This is a genomic window from Streptomyces sp. NBC_00289, from assembly GCF_041435115.1.
Lineage (GTDB): Bacteria > Actinomycetota > Actinomycetes > Streptomycetales > Streptomycetaceae > Streptomyces.
On record NZ_CP108046.1, the window covers coordinates 8,698,104 to 8,717,841 of the forward strand.

Below are 19,738 nucleotides of genomic sequence, written 5' to 3' on the forward strand. Positions count from 1 at the left end.
GCTGAGCCCTGTCGTGCGGAAGGAGGCGTAGGGGAAGGAGTGTCAGGGTGGACCAGGCTGTGGGACGGGTGTTGACCGGCGGGAAGGTCCACGGATAGCTTCGTTCTACGGATTGTTGATTCCGCACAGCGGAAAACTGGAGGGTGTTGGGATGGGTCAGGGCCAGCAGGAGAAGGTCGCGACGAGCCTCGCGGGCGCGGTGAGCGAGGAGATCAGCGCCTCCCTCGCGCCGGTCGACGCCGAGCTCGACCGCCGCTACCCGGGAGACCCCGGCACCCGCCAGCCCGTCCACACCGTCTACGTCCCCGGCGACGTCTTCGCCGCCGACACCGTGCGGTCCTGGGGCGACCGGGCCCTCGACGCGCTCGACCGACACGCCCCCGACGCGGCCTCCTTCGCCGCGGTCCTCGGTCTGTCGGACGAACTCGCCGGGCCGGTGTACGACCGCGTCCGCGTGAAGCTGGAGCGCGAGCCGATCGAGGACCTGCGCGTCGACTTCGAGGACGGCTACGGCAACCGCTCCGACGCCGAGGAGGACGAGGCCGCGGCCCGGGCGGCCCGGCTGATCGCCGAGGCGTACGAGAACGGCACGGCGGCCCCGTACATGGGCATCCGCATGAAGTGCATGGAGGCCCCCGTGCGCGACCGGGGCATCCGCACCCTCGACATCTTCCTCACCGGTCTGACGGAGGCCGGCGGCCTGCCCGGGGGTCTGGTCCTGACGCTGCCGAAGGTGACGTACGCCGAGCAGGTCACCGCCATGGTGCGGCTCTTGGAGGCCTTCGAGAAGGCGCGCGGGCTGGAGCCCGGCCGGATCGGCTTCGAGATCCAGATCGAGACCAGTCAGTCCATCCTCGCCACCGACGGCACCGCCACCGTCGCCCGCATGATCCAGGCCGCCGAGGGCCGCGCCACCAGCCTGCACTACGGCACCTTCGACTACAGCGCCTGCCTGGGCGTCTCCGCCGCCCACCAGGCCAGTGACCACCCGGCCGCCGACCACGCCAAGGCGATCATGCAGGTCGCGGCGGCGGGCACCGGGGTACGCGTCTCGGACGGGTCGACCAACGTCCTGCCGGTCGGTCCCACGGAGAAGGTCCACGACGCCTGGCGCCTGCACTACGGCCTGACCCGCCGCGCCCTGGCCCGGGCTTACTACCAGGGCTGGGACATGCACCCCGGGCACATCCCCACCCGCTACGCGGCCGTGTTCGCCTTCTACCGCGAGGGCTTCGCCGAGGCCGCCGCCCGCCTGTCCCGCTACGCCAACCGGACCGCCGGCGACGTCATGGACGAGCCCGCCACCGCCAAGGCCCTCAGCGGCTATCTGTTGCGCGGCCTGGACTGCGGCGCCCTCGACATCGCCGAGGTGGCCCGCCTGGCCGGCCTGACCCGCGCCGACCTGGAGGCCTTCGCGTCACCGAGGCGCGCGGACCTGACCGGGTCGGCGATCAGCCCCTCCGGCGTCTGAGGATCGGGTGCGGGGGCGGAGCCCCTGAGGACGGGGCGGACCGGGTACGGGCGGCGGGGCGAGAGAACGCGCCATCCCCGCCGGGCCCCGCCCGTCCCCTCGGTGAGGTCCGATGCGGTGCGATGCGGTTCTGTGCGATCCGGTCCGGCTCAGTGCGGTTCGGTGCGGTGCGGTTCGCCAGCGTCCGAAGGGGATGGAGTGCGGCTGTTCCCACCTGCCGCTCCGCGGCACGAATGCGACCGGGGACGGCGAGGGCCCGGCCGACGCCGCACGGGTCAGGGCGAGGACGGCGACGAGGACGCGCCCGGTCCCGGACTCTCGCCGTGCCGACCCGTCAGGTAGCTCTCCAGGCCGGACGCCGTCACCCGTTTCTCGTCGGCGAACAGCCGGGTACCGCGTTCGCACAGGCGGTGATCGGCGCGGGCCCGGGCGCAGAACTCCTCGGGCGTGACACCGAACAGCTCCCGCCACCGCGCGGATCCCGCGAGGAGTTCGGAGAGCAGCTCCCGCTGGCCCGGGTGGGCGCGCGGGGCGCCGCTGCCGTCGCGCAGGACACCGTGGCGGTTGACGTACGCGTACCCGCCCGGGAGCGTCACGCCGTCCGCCACCTCGATCCGCACCTCGGGCGCCGACAGCCAGGCCCGGCGGAAGTTGCCTTTGGGCAGCGGCACGCCCTCGCTCGCGTCGACCACCCTGAGCTGCTCTTCGTCGAGCCAGATGACGAACAACTCCCGTACGGCAGCGGGCGCGTGGAACGGCGACGCCGACACATAGCCGAGCCGGCTCACATGGGCGGAGACGCCCACGCCGATGCCCGTCACCCGGGACCGCACCATGGGGATGGGCGAGGTGATCCCGAACTCGGCCATCTTGTCCCGGAGTTGACCGGGGTTGGCGTTGGAGCCGACAGCGAGGACCGGGCTGCGACCCTCGTGCACGGGGCGGTCCAGCGGCAGTAGTCGGTCCCCGTGCAGAACCCCCGACTCCCGCGGCCAGGCTCCCGGATAGAGCAGCGGATGGTCGCGCGGGGCCTCGGCCAGGCCCAGCGTCTCGAGGGTGCGGCCGGTCACGGGCGGCTCACTCGGCCGGGGGCAGCTCGCCCGAGCCGCGGGTGATCAGGCGGGTGGGCAGCTCGATCCGCTCGGGGGCGAGCAGGGTGCCGTCCAGTTGCCGGAAGAGGCGCTCGGCCGCGGTCCGGCCGATGGCCGCCGCGTCCTGGGCGACGACGGTGACGCCCGGTCGCAGCAGATCGGCCAGCTCGATGTCGTCGAAGCCGACGAGGGCGACACTCCGGTCCTGCTCGGCGATGACGCGGATCACGGTGACCGTCACCCGGTTGTTGCCGGAGAAGACCGCCGTGACGGGCGAGGGGCCGGACAGCATCTCCTCGGCCGCCGCGCGCACCCGCTCGGGGTCGGTGACGCCGAGCGACATCCAGGCGTCCTCCACGGGTATGCCCGCGTCCTCCATGGCCGCCCGGTAGCCGCGCAGCCGCTCGGCGGCCGTGTGGATGCGGGGCATGTCACCGATGAAGCCGATCCGGCGGTGTCCGTGGGCGATGAGATGGGCGACCCCGTCGCGGGCGCCGCCGAAGTTGTCCGACAGTACGACGTCGGCGTCGATCTTTCCCGCCGGACGGTCGACGAACACCGTCGCCACACCCGCCTTGAGCTCCGGCTCGAGGTACCGGTGGTCGTCGCCGGCCGGGATCACGACCAGCCCGTCCACCCGCCGGGCGCACAGGGCCAGCACCAGTTCCTGCTCGCGCTCCGGGTCCTCCGCGCTGGAGCCGTTGATCAGCAGGGCGCCGTGGGCGCGGGCCACCTCCTCGACCGCGCGGCTGAGCGGGCCGTAGAAGGGGTCCGCGAGGTCTTCCAGGACCAGGCCGATGCTCGCGGTACTGCCCTTGCGCAGCACCCGGGCGCTGTCGTTGCGGCGGAAGCCCAGCGCCTCGATGGCGTCCTGGACCCGCCGCTCCGTCTCCGGGGTGACGCCCGGCTCGGCGTTGACCACACGCGAGACCGTCTTCAGCCCGACACCCGCACGAGCCGCCACGTCCTTCATCGTCGGACGGGTGCCGTAGCGGTTTCCGGGGAGGCGGTCGGCTCGGCGGTGGGTCTCGGGCACGGTGCGGCGTCCTGTCCTGTCGTCCACGGGGATGCGTCGGTCCATGATTTATATGAAGATGTGGCGTCGAGCATAGAGCCTGGACAACGTTGTCAGATGCGCGAGACACTGTCCACCGCAATCTCCGGCCCGCGCCCCCCACTGCGACCGGCCACCCTTTTTCTCATGGCTGACGGGGAGATCCGACACTGATGCACACCGACCTAGTGGCCGCGCTCGACATCGGCGGCACCAAGATCGCCGGAGGCCTGGTCGACGGCCACGGCAGGATCCTGGTCCGCGCGCAGCGCGCCACGCCCGCACAGCAGGACGGCGAGACCGTGATGCGGGCCGTCGAGGAGGTGCTCGGCGAGCTGACCGCCGCTCCGCTGTGGGGGAGCGCCACAGCCGTCGGTATCGGCAGCGCCGGCCCGGTGGACGCCTCCGCGGGCACGGTCAGCCCGGTGAACGTGCCGGGCTGGCGTGACTTTCCCCTGGTCCGGCGGGTCCGGGAGGCGGCCGGTGGACTGCCCGTCGAGCTGATCGGTGACGGCGTGGCCATCACGGCCGCCGAACACTGGCAGGGTGCGGCCCGCGGCCACGACAACGCCCTGTGCATGGTGGTCTCGACGGGCGTCGGTGGCGGCCTGGTCCTGAACGGGCAGCTCCACCCGGGCCCGACCGGCAACGCGGGCCACATCGGCCACATCAGCGTCGAACTCGACGGCGACCTGTGCCCGTGCGGCTCGCGCGGCTGCGTGGAGCGCATCGCGAGCGGCCCGAACATCGCCCGGCGAGCGATCGAGGGCGGCTGGCTGCCCGGCCCGGACGGCGACACCTCCGCCGTGGCGGTGGCGGCCGCGGCGCGCGCCGGCGACCCGGTGGCCATCGCCTCCTTCGAGCGCGCCGCGCGGGCCCTGGCCGCCGGTATCGCCGCCACCGCCACCCTCGTCGAGATCGACATCGCCGTCATCGGCGGGGGCGTGGGCAAGGCGGGTGACGTCCTGTTCGCGCCGCTGCGGAAGGCGCTGGCCGACTACGCCACGCTGTCCTTCGTCCAGCGGCTGACGGTGACGCCCGCCCAGATGGGCACGGACGCGGGGCTGGTGGGAGCGGCCGCGGCCGCGCTCGTCGGGCGCGAGACCGCGGCCGCGGTCTGAGCCGGGACGCGGCAGGAACGTTCACTCGTGCGCTGTGCGCTGTGCGCTGTGCGCGGTCTCGGGGGCTGAGCGGCTCAGCCGTGCGTCCGCGGTGGGCTTTCGTGGCCTCCGGGGCTCCGGGGCTCCGGGGCTCCGGGGCTCCGGGGCTCGGGGGCTCGGGGACTGGCTCGGCGGCTGGGCAGCTCAGGCGTGCGTCCGCGGTGGCTTTCGCGGTTTCCGGAGCGCGGGGTCGACGCTGGGCGGCTCAGCCGTGCGTCCGCCGTGCGTGGCCTCCGGGGCTCAGGGGCCGGCCCCGGAGGCTGACGGTGTGCTCAGCAGCTCAGGCGTGCGTTCGCCCAGTCCGCGTGGTCCGAGTCGATGCCGTCGCCGCCGTCGGTGACGACGAGCCGGACCACCCGGGCGCCGGTCACGTCCGCGGTGACCGGCTGGGCGGGCATCGCGCCCGTGAGGACACCGGTCGCGGTGGCCTTGGTGTCGTCGGCCCAGACTTCGAAGGCGACGCTTCCGGCGGCGCCCTTCTCGTCGTCGACGCCGACGTCCGCGGTCACCGTCTCGCAGGCCGCGCCGGTGTAGAACTCGACGGTGCTCTCCGCGTGGACACCGAGCCCCTCGGCGTACACCACGCCACCGAGGGTGAGGGGGCGGCCGTCGCCCGCGGCCTGCTCCCCGTTGCTGGTGTCGCGCTCGACCGGTCCCCACCCGTTGGTGGCCGACAGCCACGGAAGGTCTCCGAAGCCACTCGTGCCCGGCGGAGGCGACAGCACCACGTTCGCTGTGAGCGGCAGCACGCTGTCGACGCGGACACCGGCCGGTGACCGGTGACTCGCCGCGAGTGTGAGGTCGTACGACCCGGTCGGCGTCCCCGGCGGAGCGGTGAGCGACCATCTGGTGCGCAGCGAGCGGCCCGTCGGCAGCGAGGCGGCCGTGGTCGGCGAGGCGGCTTTGACGGTCCAGCCCTCGGGCCCGGTCAGTCTGACCCTGACCCGCTCGGCGGGCGTACGTCCCAGGTCGGTGAGCGTGCTCGTCAGCGTGGCCGGCGTGCCCGCCTCGACCAACGGGTCGGCGTCGAGGCCGAGTTCGACGGCGGGCGGATACTTGGCCCACGCGCGGTCTGCTGCGACCCGCACGAGGACCGTGCCGTGTGCCGGGACGGTCGCCGAGACGGTGCCCGCCGTGTTGGAGCTCCGGTGCTGCCAGAGGTCGCGCTGGGTGTAGGCGCGGGCCGCGGGGAGTCCGACGGCCCCGGCGGTCGTGGCGATGCGCCGGGCGCGCCCGGACTCGTTGAAGAGGGCCACCGCGCGGCTGCCGTCGGCCATTTCCTTGGCGACGACCCAGCGGCCGCCCTCGGAGGACACGACCGTGCCCTGTCTGCCCAGAGGATCCTGGTCGACGGCGATGACCTCCCTGTTGCCGAGGATGTCGTAGGTCGCGTCGGACGCCTTGCGCAGATCCGTTCCGATGAGCAGCGGGGCGGCCATCACCGACCACAGGGAGAAGTGCGAGCGGTACTCGGTGTCCGTCATGCCGCCGTTGCCGACCTCCAGCATGTCGGGGTCGTTCCAGTGCCCGGGACCGGCGTGCGCCGCGAGCGGCAGGTTCTGCTTCAGGAGGGAGAGCATCGAGCCCCAGCTGTCGCTGATGTCACCGGTGGTGCGCCACAGGTGGCCCACGTCCGCCGCCCATTCCCAGGGTTTGTTCTCGCCCCATTCGCAGATGCTGTAGACGATGGGCCTGCCGGTGGCCTTCAGGGCGTCCCGCATGGTGGTGTAGCGCGCCTTCGCGTCCACGCCCTGGTTGTTGCAGTTGTCGTACTTGAGGTAGTCGACACCCCAGTCGGCGAACTGCCGGGCGTCGCTGTACTCGTGGCCGAGCGCGCCGGGGAACCCGGCGCTGTTGCAGGTCTTGCTGCCGGCGCTGGTGTAGATGCCGAGCTTGAGTCCCCGATCGTGCACGTAGTCCGCGACAGCCCTGATCCCGTTCGGGAAGCGGGCCGGGTCCGGTACGAGCCGGCCGTCCGCGTCGCGTGAGGGCAGGGCCCAGCAGTCGTCGAGGTTGACGTACTGGTACCCGGCGGCCTTGAGGCCTTTGGTGACGAAGATGTCCGCGATCGCCTTGACCATCGACTCGTCGAAGTCCGCGCGGCAGTGCGTGGAGTTCCAGTTGTTGAAACCCATGGGGGGAGTGAGGGCGAGTCCGTCGTCCAGGGCGGGCGCCGTGGGGGCTGCGGCGGGTGGTGCCGCGACAGCCGGGGCGGCGAGCCCGGCCGTGCACAGCAGCCCCGCGGTGAGCGCTCCGGCGACTCTTCGGAGAGAGGTGCGGGTGGGAAGGTGACGCATCGTTACGTTCCTCCATCCTCGCGACAGATGGGATGTCTGCATGCTCGCGCCAATCGTGCGCGCTTACGGTAGGCCGTGTTGGTCTCTGGTGGAAGAGGAGCGGTAGCGGTTGTTCCGTCTCCTGTGGGAGTCCTTGTTCGTGGGCGCAAAGAGGACAGGGAAGGTGATCTGCGTGTTTGTTTGTGTGCGGTGCCGACCTGGGTGGTGCGCGGTGCGGAACACGGCTGAAGCACCTTTTTGAACACGTTCAACTTTTTGCGATAGGCTTCCCTGGACGAAGGGGGAGCCAGATGAAGTACGTGATTCCCGGCGGGACGGGACAGGTGGGCACGATCCTGAAGCGCGCGCTGACAGCCGCGGGTCACGAGGTGGTGGTGCTGACCAGACGGCCGGTGCGCGAGGGGGAGGTCCACTGGGACGGCGAGAGCCTGGGTCGCTGGGCCCGGGAGATCGACGGCAGCGACATCGTGGTCAACCTGGCCGGACGCAGCGTCAGTTGTCGCTACGGTCCGGCGAACCTGCGCGCCATGATGGACTCGCGGGTGAACTCCGCCCGGGTCGTGGGCGAGGCGATCGCCGCCGCCGCGCACCCTCCGCGCGTCTGGTTCCAGATGAGCACCGCCACCGTCTACGCCCACCGCTTCGACGCCGCCAACGACGAGGCGACCGGGGTGATCGGCGGCGGCGAGGCCGGCGTCCCGGACTACTGGGGCTACAGCGTCGAGATCGCCAAGGCCTGGGAGCGGGCCCAGGAGCGGGCCGACACCCCGCACACCCGCAAGGTCGCCCTGCGTTCGGCCATGGTGATGAGCCCCGACCGCGGTGGCGTCTTCGACGTCCTGTCACGGCTGGCGCGGCTCGGCCTGGGCGGCCCGGTCGCGGGCGGCGCGCAGTACGTGTCCTGGATCCACGCAGACGATCTCGTCCGCGCGGTCGAGTTCCTGACCGACCGCGACGATCTCGCCGGACCGGTCAATCTCGCCGCCCCCGCGCCCCTGCCCCAGCGCGCGTTCATGCGGGCCCTGCGCACCGCGTGGGGTGTCCCGGTGGGCCTGCCCGCCACGAAGTGGATGGCCGAGATCGGCGCCTTCGTGCTGCGCTCGGACACCGAGCTCCTGCTCAAGAGCCGCCGTGTCGTACCCGGCCGCCTGCTTGACGCGAACTTCGCCTTCGGTCACGCGCGGTGGCCGGAGGCTGCTGCCGACCTCGTGGGGCGGGTGCGGGGCTCCGTCGGCGGCCCGGGCGTGACCACCGCGCCGTTTCCCAGTTGAACCGGCCATGAAGAAGCGCAGCATGCTCGCCATCGCCTCCCTCGCCACCGGCTTCGTCGTCGCGGCGCTCACCCCGTCCCACGCCGTGGGGGACGACCTGGGTGACCTCGACGTGGGCGACACCATCAGCACCCCCGACCACACCGCCGCCGGCGACAGCCTGGCCGTCGACGAGAACGCCCTCGGCCGGAACGGCTGACGGACGCGGCGGCAGGACCGTGGCGCCGGTACCCCCGGAAGGGGGGTCGGCGCCACAGTTGTGCGCCCTCAACTGGGGCTGGTTTCCGTGGCAGGGTGGAGCGGGCAAGCCACAGGGGGCCAACAGAAGAGGGGGAACCGTGATCGTCTGGATCAACGGTGCGTTCGGTGCGGGGAAGACGACCACCGCACGGGAACTGATCGACCTGATCCCGAACAGCACGCTCTTCGACCCCGAGGTCATCGGCGCGGCGCTCACGCACATGCTGCCGCCCAAACGCCTCACCGAGGTCGGTGACTTCCAGGACCTGCCGATCTGGCGGCGTCTCGTGATCGACACGGCGGCCGCGCTGCTCGCCGAGCTAGGGGGAACCCTGGTGGTTCCCATGACCCTGCTGCGCCAGGAGTACCGCGACGAGATCTTCGGCGGCCTGGCCGCGCGCCGGATCACGGTCCGCCATGTGCTCCTCGCCCCGGCGGAAACGATCCTGCGGGAGCGAATAGCCGACCGGGAGATCCCGCCGGACCTGCCCGACGGCGAGATACGCGTCCGGCAGTGGTCGTACGACCACATCGAGCCCTACCGCGCCGCCCTGGCCACCTGGCTCACCGCCGACGCCCATCTCGTCGACAACGGCGCGCTGACCCCGTACGAGACCGCTGCCCGGGTCGCCGAGGCCGTCAGCGCCGGTGCCGTGCCCGTCTGCGACATCGTGCAGACCCCGGAACCCACCGCGGAGACACTCGCCGCCGGAGTGCTCCTGTTCGACGAGCAGGACCGGGTGCTGCTCGTCGACCCCACTTACAAGGCCGGCTGGGAGTTCCCCGGTGGCGTCGTCGAACCCGGCGAGGCCCCCGCCCGCGCCGGCATGCGCGAGGTCGCCGAGGAGACCGGCATCCGGCTGGCCGACGTACCCCGGCTGCTCGTCGTCGACTGGGAGGCCCCCGCACCTCCCGGCTTCGGCGGCCTGAGACTCCTCTTCGACGGCGGCCGGCTCGACGCCGCCACGGCCGGCCGACTCCTGCTGCCCGGACCGGAACTGCGCGGCTGGCGCTTCGTCGGTGAGCAGGAGGCCGCGGAGCTGCTGCCGCCCGTCCGCTACGAACGGCTGCGCTGGGCACTGCGGGCGCGGGAGCGCGGCGCGGCGCTGTACCTGGAGGCGGGAGTCCCGGTCGGCTGACGCCGCTCACCAGGTGTGCCCGGCCGGGCGAGCCGCTGCCGCAGTGTCTCGACGCCGGCCCGGCCCGCGCCGCTGACCGCCTGATAGGAAGAGACGACCAGTTCACGCAGCCCGAACTCGGCGTGCGGCGCGCCGAGGCCTGCCCGGCATCGGTCCCCACGCGTGTGGGGCCGGCGGCGCGTTCGTGCTCCTTCACGGAAGCGGCCCGGCCCCGCAGGGGAGCGAGGGCTGCGAGGAGCTCGGCGGCACCGTGACGGTCGAGAGCGTCGAGTGGCAGAGGGGCAGGACGGGCTGCGCGTGCGGTCCAGCTCCACAAGGGAGCGAGGGCTACGAGGGCGCGGACGGCACGGTCACCCCGGTCATGGACGGAGACCTGGCCCCTCTGCCTCTCCGTCGGCGACGGCGACGGCGACGGCGTTCGAGATCGTGACGTCGCGCAACACCAGAACGGGCTGCGCACGGCCGAAAAGGGCCCTCGTCGGGTGACGAGGGCCCTCGCCCGTCCCCCAGTGCGGGTTCGGGTGAGGGGCCCTTCGCCGTCGGGGGTGCGAGTGCCGGGCTCAGCCGGTCGCGTAGTTGCTCAGGAACAGCGCCTCGGCGACCGACAGCCGCTCCAGTTCCTCCGGGGACACGCTCTCGTCGACCGCGTGGATCTGGGCCTCCGGCTCACTGAGGCCGATGAGCAGGATCTCCGCGCGCGGGTAGAGCGCGGCGAGGGTGTTGCACAGCGGGATGGACCCGCCCTGGCCGGCGTACTGCATCTCCCGGCCCGGGTACGCCACCGCCATCGCCTCCGCCATCGCGGCGTACGCCGGGCTGGTGGTGTCGGCGCTGAACGCCTGCCCCTGGCCGATCTGTTCGGTCCGCACCCGGGCGCCCCACGGAGTGTGCGCCTCCAGGTGGGCCTGGAGCAGCTTGGTGGCCTCGACCGCGTCCACACCCGGCGGCACCCGCAGGCTGACCAGCGCGCGGGCGCCGGCCTGTACGGACGGCGTGGCGCCGACGACCGGCGGGCAGTCGATGCCCAGGACGGTGACCGCGGGACGCGCCCAGATGCGGTCGGCGACCGTACCCGAGCCGATCAGTTCGACGCCGTCCAGCACCTTGGCGTCCTCGCGGAACTGCTCCTCCTCGTACTGCAGCCCCTCCCACCGGGTCGCGGGGGTGAGGCCGTCCACGGTCGTCGAACCGTCCTCGGCGCGCAGCGAGTCCAGTACGCGGATCAGCGCGCCGAGGGCGTCGGGCGCGGCGCCGCCGAACTGGCCCGAGTGCAGGTTCCCCTCGAGCGTGTCGACCTGCACGCGGACGAGGGTCATCCCGCGCAGCGTGGCGGTGACCGTGGGCAGCCCGACGCGGAAGTTGCCCGCGTCGCCGATGACGACGGTGTCGGCCTCGAGGAGGTCGGGGTGCTCCTCGGCGTACCGCTCCAGTCCGCCCGTGCCCTGCTCCTCCGAGCCCTCGACGATCACCTTCACGTGGACCGGCACCCCGCCGTTGGCCCTGAGGGCGCGCAGGGCCAGCAGGTGCATGATCACGCCGCCCTTGCAGTCGGCGGCCCCGCGCCCGTACCAGCGGCCGTCGCGCTCGGTCAGCTCGAACGGCGGGGAGGCCCAGGCGGCCTCGTCCAGGGGCGGCTGCACGTCGTAGTGCGCGTAGAGCAGGACGGTCTTCGCGCCCTGCGGTCCGGGCAGATGGCCGTACACGGACTGCGTGCCGTCAGGCGTGTCGAGGAGGGCGACATCCTGGAACCCCTCGGCGGTCAGCGCGTCGGCGACCCACCGCGCGGCCCCCTCGCTCTCGCTTCTGGGGAACTGGTCGAAGTCCGCCACCGACCTGAACGCCACGAGCTCGGCGAGTTCCGCCCTCGCTCCGGGCATCAGTGAGGCGACGGTCTCGGCGACCGGATGCGACGACATGGGCACGCTCCTTGTGGGTGCGACGTTGTACTGGTGAGTGCTGCAGATCCTCCCACAGCGGTCTGCGGCGACACCCGCCGTAGGATGCGGGAGACAGGTGCGGCAGCGGCTTGATCGGGAGCAGTAGACCATCGTGAGCAGCGAGAACTCTTCGGCGGACGACTCTTCGGCGGACGACGTCCAGCAGGTGTGGGATGTCGTCGTGGTGGGCGCGGGACCCGCGGGCGCCTCCGCCGCCTATGCGGCGGCGGTCGCGGGGCGGCGCGTACTGCTGCTCGAGAAAGCGGAGTTGCCCCGGTACAAGACGTGTGGAGGCGGCATCATCGGGCCGTCGCGCGACTGTCTGCCGCCCGGCTTCGAGCTGCCGCTGCGGGACCGGGTGCATGCGGTGACGTTCTCCAACAACGGCCGCTTCACCCGCACGCGCCGTTCCCGGCAGATGCTGTTCGGGCTGATCAACCGTCCCGAGTTCGACCAGCAGCTGGTCGAACACGCGCAGAAGGCGGGCGCCGAACTGCGCACGGGCGTCACCGTGTCGCGGGTCGAGCAGCACGGCTCGGCGGTCCCGGACCGGCGCTCGGTGGCCGTCGTGCTGCAGGGCGGCGAGACGCTGCTCGCACGGGCGGTCGTGGGCGCCGACGGCAGTGCCAGCCGGATAGGAGCACATGTCGGGGTGAAGCTCGACCAGGTGGATCTCGGGCTGGAAGCGGAGATCCCGGTGCCGGAGACGGTCGCCGAGGACTGGCAGGGCCGGGTGCTCATCGACTGGGGCCCGATGCCCGGCAGTTACGGCTGGGTCTTCCCCAAGGGCGACACGCTGACGGTCGGTGTGATCTCGGCACGCGGTGAGGGCGCCGCGACCAAGCGGTATCTGGAGGACTTCGTCGCCCGGCTCGGGCTCGCCGGCTTCGAGCCCAGCATCTCCTCCGGTCACCTGACCCGCTGCCGTGCCGACGACTCGCCGCTGTCGCGCGGCCGGGTGCTGGTGTGCGGGGACGCGGCGGGACTCCTGGAGCCGTGGACCCGGGAGGGAATCTCGTTCGCGCTGCGCTCGGGGCGGCTCGCGGGGGAGTGGGCGGTGCGGATCGCCGAGGCCCACGACGCGGTGGACGCCCGGCGCCAGGCCCTCAACTACGCCTTCGCCATCAAGGCGGGGCTCGGCGTGGAGATGAGCGTCGGCAAGACCATGCTGGCGGCGTTCGAACGCCGTCCCGGTCTGTTCCACGCGGCACTCACCGGCTTCCGCCCGGCCTGGAACGCGTTCAGGGACATCACGCGGGGCTCGACGACGCTCGGCGAGCTCGTCCGCACCCATCCGATGGCGCAGCGCGCGCTGATGGCGCTCGACCGGCGTTCGGGCGGCAGCGGGGTCAGTTCCTGACCGTGACCCGGTACACGGGGTGGTCGGGGGCGATGCGCCGCAGGTCGGCGTCGGTGGAGTCGGGGCCGACCCCGTTGAAGAAGACGCCGACCTCGGCCTTCCAGCGCTTGAGATAGGCGCGCAGGAGCGGGACCTTGTCGTCGTCGCCGATCTCGGTCGCCGTGAACACGTCGACGTTCTTGCCGAGGCGCAGCTCCCCGCCGCCCGCCGCCCGCATGTTGTGCGTCCACTGGACGTGGCCGCGGGGGGCGACGAGGTACTGCTGTCCGTCGACGGTCAGCAGGTTCACGGGGGTGGTGCGCCACTCCCCGCTCCTGCGGCCGCGCACCGCCAGAATCCTGGAGCCCCACACGCTGACGCCGCGGCGCGTCATCCAGCTCACGGCACGGTTGAGGACGTTGACGGTGAACCAGCCGGGCTTCTGCACGTGCGTGGACATGGTGCCCCCAGATCGTCGGAGAGCGGTGCTCTCGCCTGAGTTCGAGTGTGGACGAGTTCGGCGAACGAAGCAAGAGCACTGCTCTCTTTTCTGATTGATGCTCTCGTTTGTGTGCACCGCTCCAGGAGCGTGGAAGACTCCTCCCATGAGCACTCCTCCCATGAGCACTCCTCCCACGAACACCCCCCGCGGCGCCGCACAGGGCGCGCGCGCCCGGGCGAGGGTCGAGGTCACCGCGGCCATCAAGGACGAAGCGCGCAGACAGCTCGCCGCGGACGGGGCCGCCAAGCTGTCGCTGCGCGCGGTGGCCCGGGAACTCGGCATGGTCTCCTCCGCGCTGTACCGCTACTTCCCCAGCCGCGACGACCTGCTGACCGCGCTCATCGTCGACGCCTACGACTCCCAGGGCGAGGCCGCCGAGGCCGCCCACGCCGCCGTGGCGCACGCCGATCCGCTGCGGCGCTGGTCGGCGGTGTGCGAGGCGGCACGCGACTGGGCGCTCGGGCACCCGCACGAGTACGCGCTGATCTACGGATCACCGGTTCCGGGATATGTCGCGCCCGTGAGCACCGTTCCGTCCGCCTCCCGGGTGGGTCTGCTGCTCATCGGCATCGTCCGGGACGCCCACCGCGGCCGCGGTCTGGTCGAGCCCCCGTTGCCGGTCGAACTGCGCGCCGAGGCGGAACGGATGGCCGCCGACCTCGCGCCCGACCTCCCGTCGGCGGTGGTCGCGGCACTCGTCACTGCCTGGGCCGAGCTGTACGGGCTGATCGGGTTCGAACTGTTCGGCCAGTTCCACCGGGTCGTGGAGGACCGCGGGCCGTTCTTCCGGCACGCCGCGGCCCGGCTCGGCGTCAACGTGGGCCTCGGATAGCCCTCTCCGGGCAGGCCCGCAGATCTCGGGGGACGTACTCCCCGGGGAGTACGCGTGATCACCGCGCCCGGCTGACGCCCCCCGTGCCGTGCGGCGTCTAGCGTGGCGGTCATGGACGAGCAGCGCGTACGCGGGGGCGGCCCGCCCCGGTCGTGGCGGCACGGCCCGCAGTGGCGGACCGGCTGGGACGGCCGGCGCGGCCAGGAGCGGACGGTCCGGTGGCCGTGGCGCTCCACGGTGCTGTTCACCGTCTTCGTACTGATCGGATCGAACGCCGCCGCCCACATCCAGGAGGGTGACCGGACCGCCCCCGACGGCTTCGCGCGCGTGTTGCTGGTGCTCGGTTCGGGCCTGCTGTTGTGGCGGACCAGGTACCCGGTGGCCGTCGTGTTCGGCACGGCGGCGGCCGCCATGGTCTACCTGGGCGCCGGTTACACCTACGGCCCGGTCTTCCTGACCGTCGCCGTGGCCTGCTTCAGTGCCGTGGTCGCCGGCCACCGGCGGGCCGCCTGGAGCGCCCTGGGCATGCTCTGGGCCGGGCATGTCCTGGTGGCCCACTGGCTCTACCGATGGCTGCCCGCGTCCCGCGACCCGTCCGCTTCCTGGGCGCAGGAGATCGTCATCGCCACCTGGGTGGTGGCGATCGTCGCCGTGTCGGAACTGGCCCGGACCAAGCGTGAGCAGTGGGTCCGTGACCGTGCCGAGCGCGCCCAGGCGGCCCGGCGACGCGCCGACGAGGAGCGGCTGCGGATCGCCCGGGAGCTGCACGACGTTCTCGCGCACAGCATCTCCGTCATCAACGTGCAGGCGGGCGTCGGCCTCGCCCTCCTGGACACCGATCCGGAGCAGGCCCGCACGGCGCTCACCACCATCAAGACCGCGAGCAAGGAGGCGCTCGGCGAGGTCCGCCAGGTGCTCGACACGCTCCGCGCGCCCGGCGCCGCACCGCGCGCCCCGGCGCCCGGCCTGGACCGGCTGCCGGAGCTGGTGGAGCAGGCGGCGGGCGCGGGGCTCACGGTCGCGGTCGAGGGGCGGCCTCCCCGTCTCGCCCCCGGCACGGACCTCGCCGCCTTCCGCATCGTCCAGGAGGCCCTCACCAATGTCGTACGGCATTCGGGCTCGCGGCACGCACGCGTGCGCCTCGACCACGAAGATACGGCGCTCCGGCTGCGGATCGACGACGACGGGCCCGCGACCGGAGCCGACGTGGGCGGCAGCGGCAACGGGCTGGCCGGGATGCGGGAGCGGGCCGCCGCGCTGGGTGGCACGATCGAGGCGGGCCCGCGCCCGGACGGCGGCTTCGAGGTGCTCGCCGTTCTGCCGTTGAAGCTCAAGGAGGACCGGTGATCCGCGTACTGCTCGCCGACGACCAGTCACTGGTACGGGCCGGCTTCCGGGCGCTGCTCGACGCGCAGCCGGACATCGAGGTGGCCGGTGAGGCCGCGGACGGCGAGGAGGCGCTTGGCAAGGCGCGCGAACTGCGCCCCGACGTCGTCCTGATGGACATCCGCATGCCCGTGCTCGACGGCCTGGCCGCGACCCGCCACATCTCGGCCGACGGTGGGCTGGCGGACGTCAAGGTGGTCATGCTGACCACCTTCGAGCTCGACGAGTACGTCTTCGAGGCGATCCGCTCGGGCGCCTCGGGCTTCCTGGTGAAGGACACCGAGCCGGAAGAACTCCTGCGCGCGGTCAGGGCGGTGGTCGGGGGCGACGCGCTGCTGTCACCGGGAGTGACCCGCCGTCTGATCGCCGAGTTCGCGGCCCGTTCGAAGGAGCCCGCCGCCGCCGACGCCCTCGCCGGGCTGACCGAGCGGGAGCGGGAGGTGATGGCCCTGGTCGGCATCGGCCTGTCCAACATGGAGATCGCCCGCCGCCTGGTGGTCAGCCCACTCACCGCGAAGACACACGTGAGCCGCACCATGGTGAAGCTGGGCGCCCGTGACCGGGCCCAACTGGTGGTGCTGGCCTACGAGTCGGGGTTGGTGCGCCCGGGCTGGCTGGGCTGAGGCCCGGACCGGAAGCGCATCAGCACGCTGATCGTGCGGGCCGCGCCCAGGACGGGGGCGAGGACGAGGCCCGCGCGCAGCAGCAGACGGCTCGCGGTGTCCGGCAGCTCGAACAGCAGCGCCGGTCCGGCGACCGCCCCGAAGACGACCGCCGCCGCGAACAACGCGCTGCACAGCGCGTATCCGATCTCGACGGTGATCGCGTCCCGCTCGGCCTGATCGCGCCGTCCCCCGTAGCTCCCCATGGGGCCGAGTGTCACAGCCGTGTGCCCGGCGGGGCAAGCGGGCCCCGCCGGGCACAGGCTTCGGAGGCGTCCCCCGGACCGGGTCCGGCGGCTGTCGGTGCCGCCGGCCGGTCGCAACGGCCTCCTGGTGCGGTGATCAGCGCCTGACGGGGCGCCTCACACCGGGTCGGTGTACGGACTGCCTGCTGCCCGTGGCCGTCCGACGCCCTCAGTCGCGCACCGTCACGCGCTCCGACTCCTGGGACGGGGAGGCGGCCGCGGACGTCGACTTGGCGACCACGACGGACTGACGCGGCCGGCGGGCGCGCAGTCCGGTGAGACTGATCAGCAGGCCGGCGACGGCGATGGCCGTCACCACCACCAGGCCGGGCCGGTAGCTGTCGAGGACGGCCTGCGGAGTGGCGTTCTCGGGGGCGCCGGCGGTCACCGTGGCCGTCACGACGGCCAGGAAGATCGCGCCACCCACCTGCACCGAGGTGTTGAGCAGCCCGGAGACCATGCCCTGCTCGTGGTCGTCGACGCCGTTGGTGGCCTGGATGTTGAGCGAGGGGAAGACCAGCGCACAGGCCGCGCCGATGAGCAGCATCGACGGCAGGATGACCGAGGCGTACACGGGGTCGAGGTTCACCCGCAGGAACAGCGCGTACCCGACGACCATCAGCGCGAAGCCCGCCGCGATCAGCCGCTGGGTGCCGAAGCGGTCGACGATCGAGCCCACCTTCGTCGAGGACACCGCCACCAGCGCGCCCGCCGGCAGGAACGCGAGTGCCGTGTGCAGTGCGGACCAGCCGAGCAGCGACTGCATGTACAGCGTGACCAGGAACTGGAAGCCGACGTACGACCCGAAGAAGGCCATGGCGCCGAGCTGGGCGCGGATCTGGCTGCCCGAGCGCAGCACGCCGAGCCGGATCAGCGGGCCCGCCGAGCGTCGCTCGACCGCGACGAAGACGGTCAGGAGAACGGCCACCGCCAAGAAGGACAGCAGCGTACGGGCGGACGTCCAGCCCTCCTGCGGGGCCTGCACGACGGTGAAGACCAGCAGCAGCATCGAGGCGGTGCCCAGGACGGCGCCCGGGATGTCGTAGCCGTTGTGGTCCTTCTCGCGCTCGCTGCGCGGCAGCAGTTTCAGGCCCGCCACCAGGGCGATCAGGGCGATCGGCGCGGGCAGCAGCATGGTCAGGCGCCAGCTGGCCTCGGTGAGCAGGCCGGAGAGCACGAGTCCCATGGAGAAGCCGGTGGCCGCGCACGTGGTGTAGATGGAGAGGGCGCGGTTGCGCAGCGGGCCCTCGGCGAAGGTCGTGGTGATGATCGACAGTCCGGCCGGCGCCGTGAAGGCGGCGCTCAGTCCCTTGATGAAGCGGCTGGCGATCAGCAGCGGTCCCGAGTCGACCAGCCCGCCGAGCAGGGAGGCGAGCGCGAAGATGCCCAGGGCCACGAGGAAGACCTGGCGTCGGCCCAGCAGGTCCGCGGTGCGTCCGCCGAGGAGGAGCAGGCCGCCGTATCCCAGGATGTAGCCGCTGACGATCCATTGCAGCGTCGAGGTGGACAGATCGAGCTCGGTGCCGATGGACGGCAGTGCGACGCCGACCATCGACACGTCCAGCGCGTCCAGGAACATCGCGGCGCACAGCACCAGCAGAGTGCCCCACAGCCGGGGCGTCCAGCGTCCCTCGGACGCGGGGTGGGTGAGCGGAGAGGTCATGCCGGAGAGACTACATGCGCATGCATTCAATGCAAACGCATTTAATGTCGATGCAATAAATTTCCTTCTCTGCTACGGTGCGGCCATGGCGGCGAAGAAGGCCGAGCAGGCGCTCGTGGACCAGTGGCGGGACATCCTGGCGCTGCACGCGCGCACGCAGTGTGAACTCGACCGCGTCCTGCACCAACACGGTCTGTGCGCAAGCGACTTCGAGGTCCTCGACGTGCTGGCCGAGGCGCGAGCGGCGGACGGTGACTGCGTGTACCGCGTCCAGGAGATCGCCGAACGGGTCCACCTCAGCCAGAGCGCGCTGTCGCGGCTCATCGCCCGGCTGGAGAAGGACGGCCTCGTGGAGCGCGGCATGTGCCCGGAGGACCGGCGGGGCGTACGCGTGGGGCTCACCCCGAAGGGGCGCGCGCTGCACGGTGACGTACTGCCCGTACAGCGCGAGGTGCTGACGCGCATGCTGACGGCCTGACGGCGCGTCTGGTCCTTCGACTCCAGGTGACGCCCGGCCTCTCGTGTTCGGCGCGGACGCCCCACAGCCCGATCAGGCACCTGGGCTCGCTCAACTCCAGGAGGCGTTCGGCCTCTCGCCCGGCCTCTCACCTCTGGCGCGGATGCCGACGGCCGAACGGCCCGACTCTCCCCGCTCAACTCCAGGTGACGGCCGACCTCTCGCGCCACAGCGCGGCGATCGCGGGATCACCGCTGACGTCCGGGAACGGCAGCCGGTTCCACAGCGACAGGTACAACGGGGCGGCCGGTCCCGCCACTTCGCAGTCGGCGTCGCCCGCCTCGCCCCGCACGGCCGTAGGCGCCTCCTGGGACAGGCGCATGGTCCACACGGCGTCTTCGAGGTCCGTCGCCCGCACCCGCAGAACCCGGGGCCGGTCGCTGCGGACCCGGCTCTTGGGGCGGGCGTGGAAACCGCGCAGCAACTCGTCGATGCCGTCGGCCGCGTAGCCGGGGGCGATGTGGTCGGGAGTGCCGCCGCGGGCCGACTGCGCGTCGAACCGGTGCACGGTCGTCTCGTGCGCCTGCCGCCGCGCCCAGAACGCGAGCGGGGAGGGCGCGGGCAGGAAGGACCAGCACTCCAGGTCGGGTGCGGCGGAGCGGAGGGTGTCCACGAGGTGGGTGTGCCCCTCCCGGAACCAGGTCAGGAGCGCGGTGCCGTCGAGGTCCGGCAGGCCCCCGTCGGGGCGCCAGGACGTGTGCCCCTCGGCGATGAACGCGGCTGCCCAGCGATGCACCATCCCGGTGTGCCGCAGCAGGTCGCGCACCTGCCACTCCGGGCAGGTGGGCACCTTGGTGTCGGTCCCGGCCGCCTCGGCGGCCCCGGCCAGCAACCGGCCCTCGCGGTCCAGGATCTCGACGAACTCGGCAGTCTCCATGCGGGTGAGTGTGCCCGATGGAGCGGGGTCGAAGGGAGGCCGTCCCGGCATGAGC

The 19,738-nt window shown here is 72.5% G+C and carries 18 protein-coding genes and 1 pseudogene; 10 read left to right on the top strand and 9 right to left on the bottom strand.

Annotated features, from left to right (window positions below; all coding sequences use genetic code 11):
• The first annotated feature begins 151 nt into the window (after positions 1-151).
• Positions 152-1,471 (top strand): aldolase/citrate lyase family protein, encoded by a 1,320-nt coding sequence (locus OG985_RS39365; RefSeq protein WP_371673160.1) that lies wholly within the window; start codon positions 152-154, stop codon positions 1,469-1,471.
• 275 nt (positions 1,472-1,746) lie between these two features.
• Here OG985_RS39365 and OG985_RS39370 read toward each other — a convergent pair whose 3' ends face one another.
• Positions 1,747-2,541 carry a hypothetical protein gene (locus OG985_RS39370; RefSeq protein WP_371673161.1) on the bottom strand — a complete coding sequence of 265 codons (795 nt, stop codon included), beginning with the start codon at positions 2,539-2,541 and terminating at the stop codon, positions 1,747-1,749.
• A 7-nt stretch (positions 2,542-2,548) separates the two neighbouring features.
• Positions 2,549-3,643, bottom strand: coding sequence for a LacI family DNA-binding transcriptional regulator (locus OG985_RS39375; RefSeq protein WP_371673162.1), 1,095 nt, complete (start codon positions 3,641-3,643; stop codon positions 2,549-2,551).
• Positions 3,644-3,789: 146 nt separating this feature from the next.
• On the opposite strand from OG985_RS39375, the gene OG985_RS39380 reads away from it, so the two are divergent.
• On the top strand, positions 3,790-4,737 hold the full coding sequence (locus tag OG985_RS39380) for an ROK family protein (RefSeq protein ID WP_371673163.1): 948 nt from the start codon (positions 3,790-3,792) through the stop codon (positions 4,735-4,737).
• Positions 4,738-5,048: 311 nt separating this feature from the next.
• Here the strand turns inward: OG985_RS39380 and OG985_RS39385 are convergent, their stop codons facing one another.
• On the bottom strand, positions 5,049-7,073 hold the full coding sequence (locus tag OG985_RS39385; RefSeq protein ID WP_371673164.1) for an NPCBM/NEW2 domain-containing protein: 2,025 nt from the start codon (positions 7,071-7,073) through the stop codon (positions 5,049-5,051).
• A gap of 290 nt (positions 7,074-7,363) precedes the next feature.
• Here OG985_RS39385 and OG985_RS39390 point away from each other — a divergent pair, with 290 nt between their 5' ends.
• The 3 genes from OG985_RS39390 to OG985_RS39400 all read left to right on the top strand — a co-directional run bounded on the left by OG985_RS39390 (position 7,364) and on the right by OG985_RS39400 (position 9,723).
• On the top strand, positions 7,364-8,344 hold the full coding sequence (locus tag OG985_RS39390; protein WP_371673165.1) for a DUF1731 domain-containing protein: 981 nt from the start codon (positions 7,364-7,366) through the stop codon (positions 8,342-8,344).
• Between the two features lie 7 nt (positions 8,345-8,351).
• A complete protein-coding gene (locus OG985_RS39395; RefSeq protein WP_371673166.1) occupies positions 8,352-8,543 on the top strand; it encodes a hypothetical protein in 192 nt (63 codons plus the stop codon).
• A 139-nt stretch (positions 8,544-8,682) separates the two neighbouring features.
• Entirely contained in the window at positions 8,683-9,723 is a 1,041-nt protein-coding gene (locus OG985_RS39400; protein ID WP_371673167.1) for an NUDIX domain-containing protein, read from the top strand.
• Here the strand turns inward: OG985_RS39400 and OG985_RS39405 are convergent.
• Positions 9,711-9,860 (bottom strand): annotated as a pseudogene (locus OG985_RS39405) (Asd/ArgC dimerization domain-containing protein); the annotation flags it as partial. The gene OG985_RS39400 and the pseudogene OG985_RS39405 sit on opposite strands and share 13 nt — an antisense overlap.
• Before the next feature lie 423 nt (positions 9,861-10,283).
• Positions 10,284-11,639 carry a dipeptidase gene (locus OG985_RS39410; RefSeq protein WP_371673168.1) on the bottom strand — a complete coding sequence of 452 codons (1,356 nt, stop codon included), beginning with the start codon at positions 11,637-11,639 and terminating at the stop codon, positions 10,284-10,286.
• 133 nt (positions 11,640-11,772) lie between these two features.
• On the opposite strand from OG985_RS39410, the gene OG985_RS39415 reads away from it, so the two are divergent.
• Complete coding sequence (locus tag OG985_RS39415; RefSeq protein ID WP_371673169.1) at positions 11,773-13,020, top strand: geranylgeranyl reductase family protein; 1,248 nt, start codon at positions 11,773-11,775, stop codon at positions 13,018-13,020.
• On the opposite strand, the gene OG985_RS39420 is transcribed toward OG985_RS39415, so the two are convergent.
• Positions 13,010-13,459 carry a nitroreductase family deazaflavin-dependent oxidoreductase gene (locus OG985_RS39420; RefSeq protein ID WP_371673170.1) on the bottom strand — a complete coding sequence of 150 codons (450 nt, stop codon included), beginning with the start codon at positions 13,457-13,459 and terminating at the stop codon, positions 13,010-13,012. The genes OG985_RS39415 and OG985_RS39420 overlap by 11 nt on opposite strands.
• A 145-nt stretch (positions 13,460-13,604) precedes the next feature.
• On the opposite strand from OG985_RS39420, the gene OG985_RS39425 reads away from it, so the two are divergent.
• From OG985_RS39425 to OG985_RS39435, 3 genes are all read left to right on the top strand, one after another.
• A complete protein-coding gene (locus OG985_RS39425; RefSeq protein ID WP_371673171.1) occupies positions 13,605-14,333 on the top strand; it encodes a TetR/AcrR family transcriptional regulator in 729 nt (242 codons plus the stop codon).
• Positions 14,334-14,444: 111 nt separating this feature from the next.
• Entirely contained in the window at positions 14,445-15,680 is a 1,236-nt protein-coding gene (locus tag OG985_RS39430) for a sensor histidine kinase (RefSeq protein ID WP_371673172.1), read from the top strand.
• Entirely contained in the window at positions 15,677-16,342 is a 666-nt protein-coding gene (locus tag OG985_RS39435; RefSeq protein ID WP_371673173.1) for a response regulator, read from the top strand. The genes OG985_RS39430 and OG985_RS39435 overlap by 4 nt, the downstream gene beginning before the upstream one ends.
• Here OG985_RS39435 and OG985_RS39440 read toward each other — a convergent pair.
• Together OG985_RS39440 and OG985_RS39445 are read right to left on the bottom strand one after the other, a co-directional pair.
• Complete coding sequence (locus OG985_RS39440; RefSeq protein WP_371673174.1) at positions 16,303-16,587, bottom strand: DUF6332 family protein; 285 nt, start codon at positions 16,585-16,587, stop codon at positions 16,303-16,305. The genes OG985_RS39435 and OG985_RS39440 overlap by 40 nt on opposite strands.
• Positions 16,588-16,795: 208 nt before the next feature.
• The gene (locus tag OG985_RS39445; protein WP_371673175.1) at positions 16,796-18,289 is read right to left on the bottom strand and encodes an MFS transporter; all 1,494 of its coding nucleotides are present in this window, start codon (positions 18,287-18,289) and stop codon (positions 16,796-16,798) included.
• 85 nt (positions 18,290-18,374) lie between these two features.
• On the opposite strand from OG985_RS39445, the gene OG985_RS39450 reads away from it, so the two are divergent.
• Complete coding sequence (locus OG985_RS39450) at positions 18,375-18,767, top strand: MarR family winged helix-turn-helix transcriptional regulator (protein WP_371673176.1); 393 nt, start codon at positions 18,375-18,377, stop codon at positions 18,765-18,767.
• A 175-nt stretch (positions 18,768-18,942) separates the two neighbouring features.
• Here OG985_RS39450 and OG985_RS39455 read toward each other — a convergent pair whose 3' ends face one another.
• Positions 18,943-19,683, bottom strand: coding sequence for a maleylpyruvate isomerase family mycothiol-dependent enzyme (locus OG985_RS39455; RefSeq protein WP_371673177.1), 741 nt, complete (start codon positions 19,681-19,683; stop codon positions 18,943-18,945).
• Between the last annotated feature and the right edge of the window lie 55 nt (positions 19,684-19,738).